Origin of the sequence: Microbacterium sp. oral taxon 186 str. F0373, from assembly GCF_000411455.1 — a bacterium.
In the GTDB taxonomy this organism is placed as follows: Bacteria; Actinomycetota; Actinomycetes; order Actinomycetales; family Microbacteriaceae; genus Microbacterium.
In genome coordinates, this window is record NZ_KE150458.1 from 635,333 (window position 1) to 652,991 (window position 17,659).

The 17,659-nt window shown below is 68.4% G+C and carries 12 protein-coding genes, 1 tRNA gene and 1 other RNA gene; 7 read left to right on the top strand and 7 right to left on the bottom strand.

Annotation, left to right across the window (positions count from 1 at the left end; genetic code table 11):
* Positions 1–81: 81 nt before the first annotated feature.
* From HMPREF1529_RS13165 to HMPREF1529_RS13180, 4 genes are all read right to left on the bottom strand, one after another.
* Entirely contained in the window at positions 82–1,305 is a 1,224-nt protein-coding gene (locus tag HMPREF1529_RS13165; RefSeq protein ID WP_016465164.1) for a PucR family transcriptional regulator, read from the bottom strand.
* An 8-nt stretch (positions 1,306–1,313) separates the two neighbouring features.
* The gene (gene aceE / locus HMPREF1529_RS13170) at positions 1,314–4,043 is read right to left on the bottom strand and encodes a pyruvate dehydrogenase (acetyl-transferring), homodimeric type (protein ID WP_016465165.1); all 2,730 of its coding nucleotides are present in this window, start codon (positions 4,041–4,043) and stop codon (positions 1,314–1,316) included.
* Positions 4,044–4,176: 133 nt separating this feature from the next.
* Positions 4,177–4,249, bottom strand: a tRNA-Val gene (locus tag HMPREF1529_RS13175).
* A 30-nt stretch (positions 4,250–4,279) separates the two neighbouring features.
* Positions 4,280–5,782, bottom strand: coding sequence for an amino acid permease (locus tag HMPREF1529_RS13180; protein WP_016465166.1), 1,503 nt, complete (start codon positions 5,780–5,782; stop codon positions 4,280–4,282).
* Positions 5,783–5,900: 118 nt separating this feature from the next.
* Here HMPREF1529_RS13180 and HMPREF1529_RS13185 point away from each other — a divergent pair, with 118 nt between their 5' ends.
* Both HMPREF1529_RS13185 and HMPREF1529_RS13190 read left to right on the top strand, forming a co-directional pair.
* Complete coding sequence (locus tag HMPREF1529_RS13185; RefSeq protein WP_016465167.1) at positions 5,901–6,632, top strand: zinc ribbon domain-containing protein; 732 nt, start codon at positions 5,901–5,903, stop codon at positions 6,630–6,632.
* Entirely contained in the window at positions 6,629–8,356 is a 1,728-nt protein-coding gene (locus HMPREF1529_RS13190; RefSeq protein ID WP_016465168.1) for a bifunctional 3'-5' exonuclease/DNA polymerase, read from the top strand. Before HMPREF1529_RS13185 ends, HMPREF1529_RS13190 begins: the two co-directional genes overlap by 4 nt.
* A gap of 32 nt (positions 8,357–8,388) precedes the next feature.
* Here HMPREF1529_RS13190 and HMPREF1529_RS13195 read toward each other — a convergent pair whose 3' ends face one another.
* Together HMPREF1529_RS13195 and HMPREF1529_RS13200 are read right to left on the bottom strand one after the other, a co-directional pair.
* Positions 8,389–10,176 carry a DUF4012 domain-containing protein gene (locus tag HMPREF1529_RS13195; RefSeq protein WP_016465169.1) on the bottom strand — a complete coding sequence of 596 codons (1,788 nt, stop codon included), beginning with the start codon at positions 10,174–10,176 and terminating at the stop codon, positions 8,389–8,391.
* The gene (locus HMPREF1529_RS13200; protein ID WP_005049458.1) at positions 10,169–10,837 is read right to left on the bottom strand and encodes an LPXTG cell wall anchor domain-containing protein; all 669 of its coding nucleotides are present in this window, start codon (positions 10,835–10,837) and stop codon (positions 10,169–10,171) included. Before HMPREF1529_RS13200 ends, HMPREF1529_RS13195 begins: the two co-directional genes overlap by 8 nt.
* 107 nt (positions 10,838–10,944) lie before the next feature.
* Here HMPREF1529_RS13200 and rnpB point away from each other — a divergent pair.
* Positions 10,945–11,319, top strand: an RNA gene (rnpB, locus tag HMPREF1529_RS15460) — RNase P RNA component class A.
* Positions 11,320–11,329: 10 nt separating this feature from the next.
* On the opposite strand, the gene ppgK is transcribed toward rnpB, so the two are convergent.
* Positions 11,330–12,088, bottom strand: a complete 759-nt coding sequence (gene ppgK / locus HMPREF1529_RS13205) for a polyphosphate--glucose phosphotransferase (protein ID WP_005049459.1) — start codon at positions 12,086–12,088, stop codon at positions 11,330–11,332.
* Between the two features lie 101 nt (positions 12,089–12,189).
* On the opposite strand from ppgK, the gene HMPREF1529_RS13210 reads away from it, so the two are divergent.
* The 4 genes from HMPREF1529_RS13210 to HMPREF1529_RS13225 all read left to right on the top strand — a co-directional run bounded on the left by HMPREF1529_RS13210 (position 12,190) and on the right by HMPREF1529_RS13225 (position 17,587).
* Positions 12,190–12,375 (top strand): hypothetical protein, encoded by a 186-nt coding sequence (locus tag HMPREF1529_RS13210; RefSeq protein WP_005049460.1) that lies wholly within the window; start codon positions 12,190–12,192, stop codon positions 12,373–12,375.
* A 105-nt stretch (positions 12,376–12,480) separates the two neighbouring features.
* Complete coding sequence (gene glnA, locus HMPREF1529_RS13215) at positions 12,481–13,818, top strand: type I glutamate--ammonia ligase (RefSeq protein WP_005049461.1); 1,338 nt, start codon at positions 12,481–12,483, stop codon at positions 13,816–13,818.
* 3 nt (positions 13,819–13,821) lie between these two features.
* A complete protein-coding gene (locus HMPREF1529_RS13220) occupies positions 13,822–16,821 on the top strand; it encodes a bifunctional [glutamine synthetase] adenylyltransferase/[glutamine synthetase]-adenylyl-L-tyrosine phosphorylase (protein ID WP_016465170.1) in 3,000 nt (999 codons plus the stop codon).
* 532 nt (positions 16,822–17,353) lie between these two features.
* On the top strand, positions 17,354–17,587 hold the full coding sequence (locus HMPREF1529_RS13225; RefSeq protein WP_016465171.1) for a hypothetical protein: 234 nt from the start codon (positions 17,354–17,356) through the stop codon (positions 17,585–17,587).
* Positions 17,588–17,659: the final 72 nt, after the last annotated feature.

Genomic DNA, 17,659 nt, shown 5'->3' on the forward strand with positions numbered 1-17,659 from the left:
CCAAGTTCTTCGCCGCCGCGCTGGCGACGACGTCACAACAAACGCGAAGTGCTTTGTCTGAGATCGACAAGCGTGACGGTGTCAATCGGCGCGCACCGACCGTCGCGCGGCGCTTCCGCGCCGTCGCGTCGCCTCCGTGCCAATCGAGCCGATGATGAGAGCCGTCTGCAGAATGAGGGCCTCTCGCGGGCCTGTCGCATCCCATCCGATGACATCCGAGACCCGCTTGAGCCGGTAACGCACCGTGTTCGGATGGACGAACAGCTCACGGGCAGTCGCCTCGAGGGAGCGACCGTTGTCGAGATAACTCCACAGGGTGGCCACCAGATCGGCCGAGTGCGCCTGCAGAGGTCGGTAGATGCGCTCGACGAGCGTCGCCTTGGCCATCGCGTCGCCGGCAAGGGCGCGTTCGGGCAGAAGGTCGTCGGCTTCGACCGGACGGGGGGCGTGGCGCCAGGCGCCGGCCACCGCGAAGCCCGCCAACGCGGCGCGGGCACTCAGCCCGGCATCCACCAATGCGGGCACGGTCGGCCCGAGCACGAGATGGCCGGGACCGAAGCCCGGCTCCAGGCGCAGGGCGATCTCGGTGAACGGCAGCTCTTCGGCGACGGGCTCACGTCCGGGCAGCACGGCGCGGCCGATCACGAGCACGAGGCGAGACCCCTGCACGCCGATCAGGACATCGACGCCCAGCTTGCGCGCCACGCGACGCAGATGATCGACGTCCAGCTGCGGCGGAGAGGTGCCGACGAGGACGGCGACCTCGCCGTGACCATGCCACCCGAGGGCGGCGATGCGGCTGGGAAGCTCCTCGTCCGCTTCGCCGGTGAGGATGGAGTCGACGACCAGAGCTTCCAGGCGCGCATCCCGGAGCCCGCGAGCCTCCGCTGCACGTGCGTACACGTCGGCCGATGCGAAGGCGACCTCGCGGGAGAAGAGCAGGATGCTCTCGCGGAGGTCCTCCGCCTTTCCGGCGACGCGCTCTTCCGTGACGGCCACGGTCACGCGGATGAGCTGGAGCGTCTGTGTGAGGCTGACGCTGCGCAGCAGCTCACGGGGAGCGGCGGCGAAGATGTCGGCAGCGATCCAGGGCGTCGAACCCGGGTCCTCGTACCACTGGATGAACGACGCGATGCCCGCCTGCGCCACCAGGCCCACCGCCGAGCGGCGGGCCGGCGGCATGTCGGCGTACCAGGGCAGCGACTCTTCGAGCCGCTTGATGGTCGCCGTGGCCAGGTCTCCGGAGATCCGGCGGAGCCACGCGAGTGTCTCCGCCTTCTCCTGAGGGGTGGGGCGGGCGGGCATCGAATCGATCAGCTTTCGCCGCCGGCGTTCCCGCTCGTTCCGGCCGTCACATCGTGCAGGCGGTACTTCTCGATCGCCTGTGCCGACAGTGCTCGGTCGACGAGCCCTTCGTCGGCCAGCGCCTGCAGGGCGCGGACGACGATGGACGGTCCGTCGATCTTGAAGAACCGACGCGCGGCGGCCCGGGTGTCGGAGAAGCCGAAGCCGTCCGCACCGAGCGTGACGTAGCGGCGGGGAACCCACTCGCGAATCTGGTCCTGGACCGCGTGCATGTAGTCGCTCACGCCCAGGACGGGGCCTGCGGTGTCGCGAAGCTTCTCCGTGAGGTACGCCGTGCGCGGCTCGGCGAGCGGGTTCAGGAAGTTGTGCTCGTCGGCGGCGAGTCCGTCGCGGCGCAGCTCCGTCCAGCTCGTGACCGACCACACATCGGCAGCCACTCCCCAGTCCTCGCGCAGCAGCTGCTGCGCCTCGAGCACCCACGGCACACCCACGCCGGACGCGAGCAGCTGCACGCGGTGTCCGTCGCCGGAGGCCTCCGAGATGCGGTGGATGCCGCGGACGATCCCCTCGACGTCGACGCCCTCGGGCTCGGCCGGCTGCACCAGCGGCTCGTTGTAGAGGGTGATGTAGTACATGACGTTCGGGTCGGGGTGGTTGCCGCCGTACATCCGATCCAGGCCGGAGCGGACGATGTGGGCGATCTCGTAGCCGTACGCGGGGTCGTACGACACCGTTGCCGGGTTCGTCGACGCGAGCAGGTGGGAGTGGCCGTCGGCGTGCTGAAGACCCTCACCGGTCAGCGTCGTGCGGCCGGCGGTGGCACCCATGATGAAACCGCGCGCCATCTGGTCGGCGGCGGCCCACTGGGCGTCGCCGGTGCGCTGGAAGCCGAACATCGAGTAGAAGATGTAGACCGGGATCAACGGCTCGCCGTGCGTGGCATACGAGGTGCCCGTGCCGGTGAACGCCGCCACCGCTCCGGCCTCGTTGATGCCGACGTGCATGATCTGGCCCTGCGGGCTCTCCTTGTAGGCAAGCAGCAGCTCCCGGTCGACCGACGTGTAGTTCTGACCGTTCGGGTTGTAGATCTTGGCGGTCGGGAAGAAGGCGTCCAAACCGAACGTGCGCGCCTCGTCGGGGATGATCGGCACGATGCGGTTGCCGAAGTCCTTCGATCGCAGCAGGTCCTTCAGCAGACGCACGAACGCCATGGTCGTGGCGACCTCCTGCGTTCCGGATCCCTTCTTCGGCAGTGCGTACGCGCTGTCGTCCGGGAGGCTGATCGGAACGTGGTGGGTGCGACGCTCGGGCAGGAACCCGCCGAGCGCGCGCCGCTTCTCGACCATGTACTGGATGGTCTCGTCTTCCATACCGGGGTGGAAGTAGGGAGGGGCGTACGGGTTCTCCTCGAGCTGGGCGTCGGAGACGGGGATGCGCATCGAGTCGCGGAAGTGCTTCAGGTCGTCGAGCGTCATCTTCTTCATCTGGTGCGTCGCATTGCGCCCCTCGAAGTGATGACCGAGGCCGTAGCCCTTGATGGTCTTGGCGAGGATGACCGTCGGCTGGCCCTTGTGCTCCGTCGCCGCCTTGTAGGCCGCATAGAGCTTCTGGTAATCGAGTCCGCCACGGCGGAGCTTTCCCCAGATGTCCTCGTCGGACCAGTCGGTGACCATCGCCGCGGTGCGCTCATCACGACCGAAGAAGTGGTCGCGGATGAACTTGCCGTCCTCGGCGCGGTAGGTCTGGAAGTCACCGTCGGGGGTGGTGTTCATGAGGCGAACGAGCGCGCCATCGGTGTCCACCTGCAACAGCTCGTCCCACCCGCGGCCCCAGACGACCTTGATGACGTTCCAGCCCGCGCCGCGGAAGAACGCCTCGAGCTCCTGGATGATCTTGCCGTTTCCGCGCACCGGGCCGTCGAGACGCTGCAGGTTGCAGTTCACGACGAACGTGAGGTTGTCCAGGCCCTCGTTGGCCGCGACCTGGAGCTGTCCGCGGCTCTCGACCTCGTCCATCTCACCGTCGCCGAGGAAGGCCCAGACGCGCGAGCCCGACAGGTCCTTGATGCCGCGGTTGGTCAGGTACTTGTTGGTCATCGCCTGATAGATCGCGTTGATCGGGCCGAGACCCATCGACACGGTCGGGAACTGCCAGTACTCCGGCATGAGGCGAGGGTGCGGGTAGGAGGGGATGCCGTCGGGCGCCTTCGACTTCTCCTGACGGAAGCCGTCGAGCTGATCGGCCGACAGTCGTCCTTCGAGGAACGAACGGGCGTAGATGCCGGGGGAGGCGTGACCCTGGATGAAGATCTGGTCACCGCCGTGGGGATCGTCCAGTCCCCGGAAGAAGTGGTTGAAGCCGACTTCGTACAGCGACGCGGACGACGCGTAGGTCGAGATGTGACCGCCGACGCCGATACCCGGACGCTGCGCGCGGTGCACCGTGAGTGCGGCGTTCCAGCGGATCCACCGGCGATACCGGCGCTCGAGCTCCTCGTCACCGGGGAACTCGGGCTCGTTCTCCGGAGCGATCGTGTTGATGTAGTCGGTCGTGGGCACCTGGGGAACGTTCAGCTGCAACTCGTGCGACTTGTTGAGCAGGCTGAGCATGATTTCGCGGCCACGCCCGGCGCCCTTGCTGTCGACGAGCTGCTGGAGCGATTCCTGCCACTCGTGCGTCTCTTCGGGGTCGCTGTCCTGCGGGCCCTGGGAGTACGGATCCTGATCGTTGACCGTCACGAGACACCTTTCTTCGTCTGGCAGATCATGCCAGGGACGGGGCTTCTGATACGCGTGGCTTTGTGCAGCGTCGACAACGCATCCTGGATCAGCCTAGTCACATCTCGATGGGGTGGATCGCGACCGCGGCGAGTGGGCCCTGCCGGGATCGAACCGACGACATCCACGGTGTAAACGTGGCGCTCTACCAGCTGAGCTAAAGGCCCTGACCTCGACAGTCTACGAGGTCGTGGCGCTCACCCGTCGCGGCCGACCACCTTCGGCTCCGCGGGGTTGAGGTACAGATCGCCGTCTTTTCCGAGCCGCGAGTGGCGGCGCGAGTAGGCGAAGTACACCACGAAGCCGATGACCAGCCAGATGAGGAACCGCAGCCACGTCTCCACGGTCAGGTTGAGCATCAGGTACACGCAGATGAGCGCGGCCAGGACCGGCAGCACCGGGCTCCACGGGACGCGGAAGCCGCGCGTGAGGTCGGGCCGGGTGCGGCGGAGCACGACCACTCCGACCGAGACGAGCACGAACGCCGAGAGCGTGCCGATGTTGACCATCTCCTCCAGCACGCCGACGGGGGTCAGCCCGGCCACGAGTGCGACGATGACGGTGACGATGATCGAAATGAGCCAGGGCGTTCGGCGGGTCGGGTGCGCCTTCGCGAGGCGCTGGGGCAGCAGGCCGTCGCGCGACATCGCGAAGATGATGCGGGTCGCGCCGATGAGCAGCGTGAGCACGACGGTCGTCAGACCGGCCACCGCTCCAGCCGAGATCACCGTCGCCATCCACGTCTGCCCGTGGAAGGCGAAGGCGTTCGCGAGGGCGGCTGCCGGGTCGAGCTCGTCGAAGCGGACCATGCCCGTGACCACCAACGCCACCGCGCAGTACAGCAATGTGCAGATCGCGAGCGAGGCGATGATGCCGATGGGGAGGTCACGCTGCGGGTTCTTCGTCTCCTCCGCCGTGGTGGCGACCACGTCGAACCCGATGTACGCGAAGAAGACGAGAGCGGCGCCGGCGAAGATGCCACCGACACCGAAGGCCATGGGCGCCGAGCCCGAGATGAACTGCAGCAGCGGCTGCATGAGACCCGTCGCCGCTTCGCGGGGCGCGGCATCCGGGACGAACGGCGCATAGTTCGCGGGGTTGATGAACATGATGCCCGCGACGATCACGAACAGGACGATGAAGAGTTTCACCCCGACCAGTACCAGGTTGACGCGCATCGACTCACGGATGCCGAGCGTCATGAGGGCGCCCAGCACGATGACCAGGACGATCGCCATCACGTCGACGGTGCCGCCGTAGCCGATCGCCGCGGGGAGTGGGATGCCGAGCTGCCCGAGGAGAACGCCGAGGTAGGCGCTCCAGCCCTGAGCCACGACACTCGCACCGAGGAACATCTCCAGGATGAGATCCCAGCCGATGATCCAGGCGAACAGCTCGCCGAGCGACGCGTAGGAGAAGGTGTACGCGGAGCCCGAGACCGGCACCGTGGAGGCGAACTCGGCGTAGCACATCGCCGCCAGGGCGCATGCGATCGCCGCGATGACGAAGCTGACGACGACGGCGGGGCCGGCCACCTCATGGGCGGCGCGACCGGTGAGCGTGAAGATGCCGGCGCCGATCACGACGCCGACGCCGAAGACGGTGAGATCGAGAGCCGACAGCGATTTGCGAAGCCGGAACTCGGGCTCCTCGGTGTCGGCGATGGAGCGCTCGATCGACTTCGTGCGCATCAGGCTCATGATGTCTCCTCTGCGAAAACGAACGACGCCCTCGCAGCGCCGCCGTCGGTGTGGTCATGCTAGTGCGGCGCGAGCGCGCACGGGACGGACTGTCCACGTGTCGCGGTAGGTTGGGACCGTGAAGTCCCGACCCGCAGACCAGCAGCTCCTGCTCGAACTCGCGAGCCTCGACGGTGCGATCCGCGCCGCCGAGCACGCCCGTCGCACTCCCGAGCAGGCGGGCCGCGTTCAGGAGCTGCTCGCTCGCCGTCAGAGCCTGTCGGCGGAACTGACGACACTCTTGGGACGACGTGACGACATCACCGCCGAACTCGCCCGCGTGGAGTCGGACGTCGCCGTGGTCGATGCGCGAGCGGCCCGCGACACCGAACGACTCGCGTCGTCGGCGAACGCGAAGGAGGCCCAGGGCCTCGAGCACGAACTGGTCTCGCTCGCCAAGCGCAAGAGCGACCTCGAGGACGCTCAACTCGAACTGATGGAGCGACTCGAGACCGCCCAGAGCGCCGTGTCCGCACAGGAAGAGACGATCGCCGCGGTGAACGAGGAAGGCACTCGCCTCAGCGCAGAGGCCAAGGAAGCCGTCGCGGCGGCCACCGCCCGAGGGGAGGCGGCGTCGCGTGACCGCGCGGCGGTCGCCGCGCGCGTGCCCGCCGACCTACTGGCGATGTACGACCGTCTCGCCGCCCGCGGCGTCGGGGCCGGTCTGCTGCATCGAAAGACCTGCGAGGCGTGCCGCATGGTCCTCTCCGGAACTGACCTGCAGACGATACGACAGGCATCCGACGATGACATCGTGACCTGCCCGGAGTGCGGTGCGATCCTGGTGCGCACCGACGAATCGGGGTTGTGACGATCAGCAGCACGGCTGCGATCGCGCCGCGCTGGCGTCTCGTGGCGCGCGAGGGAGAGGACGTCGTCATCACGACGATCGACGCCGACCTCGACGTCACACACGTGCAACGCCGCCCGCGCGAAGGCTGGTGGGACGCCGATGACGCAGGCACCCGGTGGGTGTGGTCGGAGACGAACCGTTGGTATCCCGGCATCCTGGCGACACCGTCGCTGGTCACGCGCTGTCACGATCTTCGCCTGGCCCACGCGATCCTCCGCCGCAGCGCGCTCGTCGCCGACGCCAATGCACTCCGGGCGGCGACGCAGTGGGATGTCGCCGGCACGGAAGAGGTGCAGCCGGTGACAGCACCGACCCTGTTCGACGTCGAGGGAACATCACCCACCGGCGTCCCGGATGATCCGGAGGAGGTGCTCGCCGAGTTCCGCCGGCAGCAGCTGGCGATACGCGGCTCATCTAACGCCGCACGATTGCGCCTGCTCGTGGCTGCGGAATCCGCCGGCGCCCTCTTGGCCGTCGAGATGCACAGCGCCGGACTGCCGTGGGATCGTCGGACGCACGAGCGCATCCTCGAGGAGACGCTCGGTACGCGACCGCCGCCGGGAGAGCAGCCCGAACGCGTGCGTGAGGCCGCGGCGCGAGTCCGTGCCGCACTCCAAGACCCGACCGCCAACCTCGACTCGCAGCCCAAGCTGCTGCGCAGCCTTCATCGTGTCGGCATCAGCGCAGACTCGACGAGCCGGTGGGAGCTCGCGGAGTACGACCATCCCGCGATCGCGCCGCTGCTCGTCTACAAGAAGCTGACGCGGCTGATGAGCGCGAACGGCTGGGGGTGGCTCGACGAGTGGGCCGCAGACGGTCGGTTCCGTCCCGTGTACGTCCCCGGCGGCGTGATCACCGGGAGGTGGGCATCGTCCGGGGGAGGAGCGCTGCAGATTCCGCGCCAACTGCGTCCCGCCGTCCGCGCGGACCCCGGGTGGACACTCGTCGTCGCGGACGTGGCGCAGCTCGAGCCCCGGGTTCTCGCGGCGATGTCCTCGGACGAAGCCCTGGCCGCCGCGGCGCGCGGACAGGACCTGTACGAGGGCATCGTCAACAGCGGTGTCGTCCACACGCGTCAGGAGGCGAAGATCGCCGTGCTGGGGGCGATGTATGGCGCGACGACGGGCGACAGCGGACGGCTGGTGCCTGCTTTGCGGCGCGCCTACCCCCGCGCCATGGGCCTCGTGGATGCTGCGGCGGCGACGGGGGAGCAGGGCGGTGTGGTATCGACCTGGCTCGGACGTACCAGCCCCCGGGCATCGGCGCACTGGCGCGACATCCAGGCCGCCGCAGCTCTGCCGGAGGCAGCCGAGACAGATCGCACCCGAGCACGTCGCGCCGCGCGCGATCGCGGGCGTTTCACCCGCAACTTCGTCGTGCAGGGCACCGCAGCCGAGTGGGCGCTCGCGTGGCTCGCCGACCTCCGTGGTCGGCTGGCGGCGCTCCCGTCGGTCGACGCGAACGATGCGGCGCGGAACTCTGCCGCCGTGTTCGAGAGGCGCCCGCACCTGGCTTTCTTCCTGCACGACGAGATCATCGTCCACACGCCTGTCGTCTACGCCGACGCCGTTGCAGACGCGGTGCGTCAGGCCGCCGACGGCGCGGCGCGGCTGCTGTTCGGCGGGTTCCCGATCGACTTCCCCCTCGATCTTCGTGTCGCGCAGGATGCGGCCAAGAGCTGACACCACCGCGGTGTCCTGCTCGCCCGAAGCGCTCAGCCGCACCCCGTGCGTGCTGCCTCGGCGACACCGACCTCGTTCATCATCGGGGTGTGAACGAGCGTGGGCCGCAGCTGCGCCCCGTTCTTCGCCACGAACGCGAACGTCAGCGTCTTCTGCTCACCGGGACGCAGTGTCACCCGTGCCAGCGAGGCGGCGGCGTCACTCCCGTCCGCGGCGGTCGCAGCGACGTGCGCACCGTCGAGCGTGACACCCGCGATGAACCACTCGCGGGGGACCATCACCGTCACGTCGGTCGTGATGTCTCCGGGAGCGGCAGGGTTGGCGGCGCCGGTCATCGACGCTGCGAAGGTGCGCGCCTCTGCCGGCGCCGCGCTCGTGAGGGTCACGGCCACCGTCACGTCGGCGGCACCATCCGCCCGGCAGTCCCGCACGGACGGCGCGAGATCGACGTGGAGGAACGTGTCCATCTTTCCGGTCGTCGCATCGTTGAAGTAGACGCCCACGGCATCCGGCCCCGCATCCCGGAATCTCCCCAGCGTGCCCGAGAACGCTCCGTTGGCCACGGCGAGCTGTTCGTCGCTGTGTGTGCTGAAGATCGAGATGCGTCCGTCGGCGATCGGCTTCGCGAATGCTCGCACCCAGCGGAAGGGGTCGATGGGGGAAGACGTGATCTGAGCGAAGAGCTGATCGAAAATGTCGCGCTGGACCGCCGTCTGCTCCGCGGGGGTCTTGTCGAGATACGGCGTGACGAGCACGTCACCGACTACATCCGCCGGATCGACGACCGTGCCGTCGGTGAGGGGGATCGGCCCCGTGATCGTGAGCATCGCGGTGAGCACCACAGGATCGATGGCGATCACGGCATCCGGAGCTGGACGGCCGATCGACTGCCACCAGGTCGACGCCAGTCGGGCGCTCAGAGTGAAGTCGGCAGTCATGGTCGCATTCATGACGAATCGCCCCGGAGCCTGGCCGTAGAGAGCGACGAGATCGGCGGGCAGCTCGGTGATCGGCGTCTCCCGATGCGGAAAGGCACTCGAGTCGACCTGGTCGAGCACTTCGAGCCGATCGCCGTCGGCGCTCAGCAGGATGAACGAGCCCGTGATGCCTCCACCGGTTCGCACTTCGGCAGAGTTCTGCACCATCACCAGAATCGTTCGAGCCCCGTGCGCTCCCAGCATCGCCGGCATGATCTGCGCCACAGAGGCTGCCTCCGCCACCGTCGGCGCGGCCGCGGCGACCGCCGCGCGGATCCGCGCGGTCGCCGTCGCCACGGGCTCGACCAGATCCTCGGTCGACATTCCCGTCAGTGATTCGTCGACACGCGAGAAGACCGCAGCGAACTCGTCCAGCGGCTGCGCGGCCGCCGATACCGCCGACAGGTCGAGCCCGCCCTGCCCGTCGTGCGGCTGCGCCGCCTGGCGCAGCACCGGTTGGGCAGCGGCGGCCATGTCGCGGATGCTCTCCGCGACGATCCGCACCGCGGCGGTGTTGGCGCCGACGACCGGGACGGCCTCGGTGGCTCGCCAGATCGGGTCGGTCGTCAACTCGGCGGCGCGACGCGCGTGCTGTTCGGCGTCGGTCACGACGGCACTGAGCGCACCGGCGTCACCCGCGGCGATCGCTGAGCTCAGCCGCGGCTGCAGCGCCGCGACGTCATCGAGCTCGCCTTTCGCCATCCAACCGCGGATGCCGAGCCATGCGGCCCCGACCACGACGACGCCCACGGAGATCAGGAGGACGACCGCGACGCGCCGCCGGCGGGGACGCCGGCGGGCGTTCTCGCGATGCTCCGGTGAGCCGGTGGTCGCGTCAGTCACGGGCGCGACGGGTGCGGCGCACGTACAGCAGGACGCCTCCACCGACGACCAGGACGACCGCCCCGCCGAGCAGCGGAAGCACCGCGGCGATGTTGCCTCCCGTCGCCGGCAGCGACATGCCGGCCGCTGCGACGGCTCCCGAGGTTCCCACACCGGCCGGGTCTGTCAGGCACGCCGACGTGGACGGCGGGTACGACAGAGCGACGCGCAGCGACGGGTTCACCTCGACCACGGCGGAGATGTCACCGCGAGTCCAGGCGAAGTTGCCCGATGACGCGACCCACTGGCCGTTCTCGAACGCCCATCCGGGCCATCCGTTGCCGACGCCGTTCGCGTCGACGGACGCGCCGGGCCAGAGCACGCGCCCCGATAGCCGCCCGTTCACCAGCTCACCGAGCGGGATGGTCGTGGATTGGTTGCCGTCGCTCAGCACGATAAGGGCCGTGTGACTCGTGACGAGTCCGCCCGGGTCGTTCATGACGATCGAGTAGTTGATCCACGGAACATCGGATTCGCAGGACGGTGCGACCATCGTGCCGACCAACGTCGGCGCCGGCGGTGTGTCGGGCCCGTAGCCGTCGGTATCGGCGGCGGCCGCAGCGGTCGCACCTCCCGACAGCAGCAGGACAGCGAGAACAGCGGACAGTGCGTACTTACGCATGATGATTGCCTCCCCCAGGCGATGCGAGCCCAAACCCCCCAGCCGGGTCTCGTGGCGACACCGTATCACGATCACTCGGCACCGACCAGTAGGATCGAGATCGCGAATGGGTCGGCTGGACGGTCGCGTGGCGGGGTGACCCGCACCGAGGAACGTCCGGGCTCCACAGGGCAGGGCGGTGGGTAACACCCACCCGGAGCAATCCGCGAGACAGTGCCACAGAGAGCAGACCGCCCCGGACTCCGCTCGTCGGAGTTCCGAGGTAAGGGTGAAAGGGTGGTGTAAGAGACCACCGGGATCGTGGTGACACGATCCGCACGGTAAACCTCGCCCGGAGCAAGGCCAGACAGGGGATGCCGACGCGGCTCGCCGAGTCCCCGGGTAGGCCGCTGGAGCGGCACGGCAACGTGTCGCCGAGAGAGATGACCGTCCACGGAGCGTCAGCTCCCGGACAGAACCCGGCGTACAGGCCGGCCCATTCGCCCCCGTCTGTCAGACGGCCAGCGCGGCGGCGCCGATGATGCCGGCGTTGTTGCGATGCGTCGCGGGCACGATCGGTGTCGTGAGCGTCAGCATCGGGAGGAACTCGTCGGCGTGCTTCGAGACGCCGCCACCCACGATGAACAGGTCGGGGCTGAGCAGGAACTCGAGGTAGCTGTAATACCACTGCAGGCGCTTCGCCCACCCCTTCCACGTCAGCGCGTCGCGCTCCATCGCCGAGTACGCGGCCCACGCCTCGGCATCCTTGCCGTGGTTGGCGCGCTGCAGGTGACCGAGCTCCGCGTTCGGGATGAGCACGCCGTTGTAGAGCATCGCGGTGCCGATGCCCGTACCGAGCGTCGTCAAGAGCACCAGCCCGGACACATCGCGCGCGGCGCCGTAACGGGCCTCGGCCACACCGGCGACGTCGGCATCGTTGGCGAAGTGGATCTCGCGCCCCAGCCCGTCCTCGAAGAACTTCTCGGCTTCGAAGCCCACCCACGTCTCCGCGACGTTCGCCGCCGACAGGGTCTTGCCGTTCTTCACGATCGCCGGGAACGCGACGCCCAGCGGAACGTCGGCATCACTGACGCCGAGCGTCTCGAGCACGGTCTTCACCGCAGCCAGCACGTCATCCGGCTCGGCGCCGGCAGGCGTGGGCACCTTGACCCGCTCGCTGAGGAGGTTTCCCCCCTCGAGATCCACGAGGGCACCCTTGATGCCGGTTCCGCCGATGTCCACACCGACCGCGCGGGTCGCCTTCGTCGTCATGGCGTCCAGCCTATCCAGGTCGTCGGTGCCGCTCGTTAGGATCGAGCCAGAGCCCGCAGATGGGCACCGGTGGGCCAACGCCCCGACAGGAAGGACGCGCCATGACGTCAGGCGAAGACAAGTACTGGTACAACTTCACCACCGGCGCCGTGGAGCGCGGGTTCGCGTCACCGGCGATCGACCGCGCCGGCCCGTTCGACACCCCTGAAGAGGCGGCGAACGCTCCGCAGCTGCTCGCCCAGCGCTCCCGCGAATGGGCTGAGGAGGACGAGCGCGAGAACGACTGAAGCGCGCCCGGCGACGCGTCGGACACGAGCGGAGACCGATAGTCTGAGCGTGGGCCCGGCTTCCCTTCGAAGCGGCATCTGAGAAGCGGCATCTGAGAGGACGCGATGGACAAGCAGCGGGACTTCGTACTGCGCACGATCGAAGAGCGGGGCGTGAAGTTCGTCCGTCTTTGGTTCACCGATGTGATCGGCACCTTGAAGTCGGTGGCGATCGCCCCCGCCGAGGTCGAAGGCGCCTTCACCGAAGGCCTCGGATTCGATGGATCGGCCATCGAGGGACTGACGCGCTCGTACGAGTCGGATCTGCTCGCCCACCCCGACCCGACGACCTTTCAGATCCTGCCCTGGCGTGGGGAGATCGATCCCACAGCCCGCATGTTCTGCGACATCACCACCCCGGACGGCCAGCCCGCCGTCGCCGACCCCCGTCACGTGCTCAAGCGCACGCTGGCGAAGGCGGCGGATGCCGGGTTCACTTTTTACACGCATCCCGAGATCGAGTTCTACCTGCTCAAGTCGTCTTCGTTCGGCGCGGAAGGTCCCGAGCCGGTCGACTCGGCCGGGTACTTCGACAATGTTCCCGGCGGCACGGCGCATGATTTCCGCCGCCGCAGCGTGCGCATGCTCGAGGACCTCGGCATCTCCGTCGAATACAGCCATCACGAGGGCGGACCCGGTCAGAACGAGATCGATCTGCGCTACGCGGATGCCCTCGCGACAGCCGACAACATCATGACCTTCCGCACCGTGGTGAAGGAGGTGGCAATCGAGCAGGGCGTCTACGCGACCTTCATGCCGAAGCCGCTCTCCGGCAAGCCCGGCAGCGGCATGCACACGCACATGTCGCTGTTCGAGGGCGACCAGAACGCCTTCTACGAAGAGGGTGCGCAGTACCAGCTCTCCAAGACCGGTCGTCAGTTCATCGCCGGCCTGCTGACGCACGCGAACGAGATCGCCGCCGTCACCAATCAGTTCGTGAACTCGTACAAGCGCCTCTGGGGAGGCGACGAGGCCCCGAGCTTCATCTGCTGGGGACACAACAACCGCTCCGCTCTCGTGCGCGTACCCATGTACAAGCCGAACAAGGGACAGTCCACCCGCGTCGAGTATCGCGCGCTGGACTCCGCCGCCAACCCTTACCTGTCGTTCGCGCTCATGCTCGCCGCAGGGCTCAAGGGCATCGAGGAGGAGTACGAGCTTCCCCCCGAGGCCGAGGACAACGTCTGGTCGCTCACCGACGCGGAGCGGCGTGCCCTCGGGTACGCGCAGCTGCCGGCCAGCCTCGACCATGCCCTCGAATACATGGAGGAGTCGGAGCTGGTCGCAGAGACCCTCGGCGAGCAGGTGTTCAACTACGTCCTGCTCAACAAGCGCCGCGAGTGGCAGGAGTACCGCGCGCAGGTGACACCGTTCGAGCTGAAGAGCAACCTGGAGATGCTCTGAGCCGTGTCCTCGAACGAGCGCACGTCGGTTCTCACGCAGCTGGCGCGCGACGGGTTCGGTGAACTCGGCGACGCCGATGCGCTGCTGACCGAGCTGATGGATGCGCTCGGGATGGACCGGCAGGAGATCCTGCGCGGAGCCGCGGAAGCGGGCGACCCCGACGCCGCCCTGTCCGCGCTGGTGCGTATCGCACGACGTGACGCACCAGCCGTCGGACGCGCCCTGCGTCGCGTCTCCTCGAGCGTCTGGCGGCTGCTCGGCGCCTCGAGCGGCTTCGCGGATTTCTACCTGCGCCATCCCGACGAATTGGCTCACCTCATGGGCGCGGGTGCGCCGCTGCCGACAGCCGACGAGCTTCGTGCAGAGCTCACGAACGCGGTGAGAGCGGATGCCGATGGCTTCGCCGCCACCGGGGATGAGAGCGCGTGGGTGGCGCTTCGCGTGCGCTACCGCCGCATGCTGGCGCGTATCGCGACGTACGACCTCGGCGCCGACGATGCGGTCGACGTGCTCGCGTCCGTGGCCGCAAGCCTTGCGGACGCGGCCGGGGCGGCCCTGGAGGCATCTCTCTGCGTGGCGCGCACACGCGTCGCCGGGGGTGCACCGGGCTCCGGGCTGTTCCCTCGCGAGCAGGTCTCCGCCACCCGGCTCGCGATCATCGGCATGGGCAAGACCGGCGCTCGAGAGCTCAACTACGTCAGTGATGTCGACGTGATCTTCGTCGGCGGCGGCTCGGATGAGCTCGTGGAGCAGGTGGGGGAGAGCCGCGTCATCGACATCGCGACGCGGCTCGCCGTGCAGACGATGCGTGGGATCTCGGGAATGGAGATCGAGCCCCCGCTGTGGGAGGTGGACGCGAATCTGCGCCCCGAGGGCAAACAGGGCGCCCTCGTCCGCACGCTCGACTCGCACCTTTCGTACTACGACAGGTGGGCCAAGAGCTGGGAGTTCCAGGCCCTTCTGAAGGCTCGTCCCCTCGCGGGTGATCGCATGCTCGGAAACGCATATGTCGCCGCGGTCCAGCCGAAGATCTGGACGAGTGCCGCCCGGGAGAACTTCGTCGACAGTGTGCAGCGCATGCGTGAGCGCGTCACCGAGCACATCCCTCCCGCCGACGTCGTTTATCAGCTCAAGCTCGGACCCGGCGGCATCCGCGACATCGAGTTCACGGTGCAGCTGCTGCAGCTCGTACACGGACTCACCGACGACAGCATTCGTCAGCGTGGCACGCTCGACGCGCTGGAGGCCCTCGTCGGTGCGGGCTACATCGGCCGCGAAGACGCCGCGGCCTTCTCCCATGACTACCGGATGCTGCGGGTGCTGGAGCATCGGATGCAGTTGAAGGATCTGCGGCGCACCCACCTGATGCCGCAGCACCCCGAGGGCCTGCGTGTGCTGGCCCGCTCTTCCGGGCTGGCCGAGACCGGGCCCGCCGTATGGGCGCTGTGGGAGGGGATCAAACGCGAGGTCCGCGAGATCCACGTGCGTCTGTTCTACCGTCCGCTGCTGTCGGCCGTGGCGGCGCTCAGTTCGGACGAGCATCAGCTGTCGCCGGATCAGGCGCACGATCGGCTGGCGGCGATCGGATTCCACGATCCGGCCGGGGCCCTCCGACATATCGGCGCTCTGACCGGCGGGCTGAGCCGGAAGGCGACGATCCAGCGTCACCTCATGCCGGTGATGATCCGTTGGTTCGCCGACGGCGTCGACCCCGACTACGGTCTGCTGGCCTTCCGACGCATCAGCGAGCGCCTGGGCGACACACCGTGGTTCCTGCGCATGCTACGGGACTCCTCCGGAGCCGCCGAACGCCTCACGCGTGTGCTGTCGGGTTCGCGGTACATCGGCGAGCTGATGGAGTGGATCCCTGAATCAGTGGCCTGGCTCGACTCAGACGACCAGTTGCGTCCGCGCGGCGGTCACGCGCTGCAGGAAGAGGCGCGGGCGATCCAGACACGCCACGAGACGGTCGGCGATGCCATGCGCGCGGTGCGGGCGCTGCGTCGGCGCGAACTGCTGCGCCTGGCCTTCGGCGCCGTCCTCGGCACCCTCACCATCGACGAGCTCGCGCAGGGGCTCACGACGGTCAGCGAAGTGACCATCCAGGCCACCCTCCGTGCCGTCCGCCGTGAGATCGTCGCTCCGGCGGACGCCGCCCTCGACTTCTCCGTCATCGCGATGGGTCGCTTCGGCGGTGCCGAGCTCGGCTTCGGATCGGATGCCGATGTCCTGTACGTCTACGAAGCCAACGGGATCGATCCGCAGCGCGCCCACGACCTGGCGATCAAACTCGTCAGTGGCCTTCGCTCGTACTCCGAAGACCATCGCGTTCCGTTCGATCTGGACGCCGGTCTGCGGCCCGAGGGTCGCAACGGGCCGCTGGTGCGATCTCTCGATTCGTACACCGAGTACTACCGCCGCTGGTCGCTGTCTTGGGAAGCGCAGGCACTGCTGCGAGCCCGCGGTGTCGCCGGCAGTGTGAAGCTCATCAACCGCTTCATGGCCCTCGCCGACGAGGTGCGCTACCCCGCGCGACCGGCGGAGCAGGATCTTCGGGAGATCAAGCGGATCAAGGCCCGCGTCGAGAACGAACGCCTCCCGCAGGGTGTCGATCGGGCGCGTCACCTGAAGCTGGGGCCCGGCGGGCTGAGCGACGTCGAATGGCTCGTGCAGGTGTTGCAGCACGAACACGCGCACGATGTCCCGCCCCTCCGGACGACGTCCACCCTCGAGGCCCTCGAGGCGGCGCGAGTGGCCGGGCTGGTACCGGATGCCGCTGCTCAGCGCCTGCACGACGCGTGGCGCCTGGCCAGTCGGCTGAGGTCGGCGAACACGCTGCTGTCGGGGCAGACCAGCGATGTGCTGCCGACCGACCGCGGCAAGCTGGACGGCATCGGGCGGCTTCTGGAGTATCCGGCACGCTCGGCGACCCTGGTGGAGGAGGAGTGGCTGCGCACGGCGCGACGGGCGCGCCGCGACTTCGAGAAGCTGTTCTACGGCTGAGCCGACGCCGACGCCGACAGCGATCAGCGCGCCGGCCGCCGCAACCTCCAGCGCAGCGGGAGCGAGGAGGTCGAGCAGCATCGCGACGATCGTCGCCAGCGCCACCGCGACGGCTGTGACGACCAGCCCGATCACCGTGCGCCACGGATGCCGACGCATGATCGCTGCTGCGGTGGATGGCGAGCCCACCGCGATGAGCGGACTCGTCGTGTGCTCGTGGCCGCGTGTGGTGCGCGGGGGAGGGCGGCGCCACGATCCTGCGTATGCCGCGCATCCTTCCGAGGGATTCACCGGGCATGCGGCGTACCGAAGAGCGGCAGGACAGCGAAGAGCCCGCCGGCGCGGTGCCGACGGGCTCTTCGTGCGGGCGTCGCTCAGACGCCGAAGTACAGCTCGTAGTATCCGGGCCGCGGCGACAGGTGGTGGAGTCGGTGTCAGCCGCGTGATTACGCGGGACACACGCCGCGCACGCGATGCACTAGGGGAGATTTATGGGACTTCTGCGGACTTTCTGCGGACTAGGATCACGCCCATGGAGCAGTTCCTCATCGTCTACGTCATCATCACGTTTGCGTCGCTCGCCGTCACCTACTTGCTCATCCGGTTCGGCGTCCAGCACGGCACTCGCGCCGCGCTGCGCGAGCATGAAATGTGGATGCGCGACGGCTCACTGGACCGCGCGATCGACGTGCACGCCGCGCGTATGCTCGACCGGCAGGAGGCCGAGTCGTACGCGCAACGGGTGGCGGAACGCGAGCGCGGCTGACTACGCCGGCGGGATTGTTGCCCCCGTATCGGGGTTCCATCGATGGCCGCAGTCTCGACAGACCCGCATCTT

Coding starts and splice junctions, on each gene's coding strand:
- HMPREF1529_RS13180 (WP_016465166.1), bottom strand. CDS start 5,782: ATGAGCCTGATGCGCACGAAGTCGATCGAGCGCTCCATCGCCGACACC.
- ppgK (WP_005049459.1), bottom strand. CDS start 12,088: ATGACGACGAAGGCGACCCGCGCGGTCGGTGTGGACATCGGCGGAACC.
- glnA (WP_005049461.1), top strand. CDS start 12,481: ATGGACAAGCAGCGGGACTTCGTACTGCGCACGATCGAAGAGCGGGGC.
- HMPREF1529_RS13200 (WP_005049458.1), bottom strand. CDS start 10,837: ATGCGTAAGTACGCACTGTCCGCTGTTCTCGCTGTCCTGCTGCTGTCG.
- HMPREF1529_RS13165 (WP_016465164.1), bottom strand. CDS start 1,305: ATGCCCGCCCGCCCCACCCCTCAGGAGAAGGCGGAGACACTCGCGTGG.
- HMPREF1529_RS13210 (WP_005049460.1), top strand. CDS start 12,190: ATGACGTCAGGCGAAGACAAGTACTGGTACAACTTCACCACCGGCGCC.
- HMPREF1529_RS13225 (WP_016465171.1), top strand. CDS start 17,354: ATGGAGCAGTTCCTCATCGTCTACGTCATCATCACGTTTGCGTCGCTC.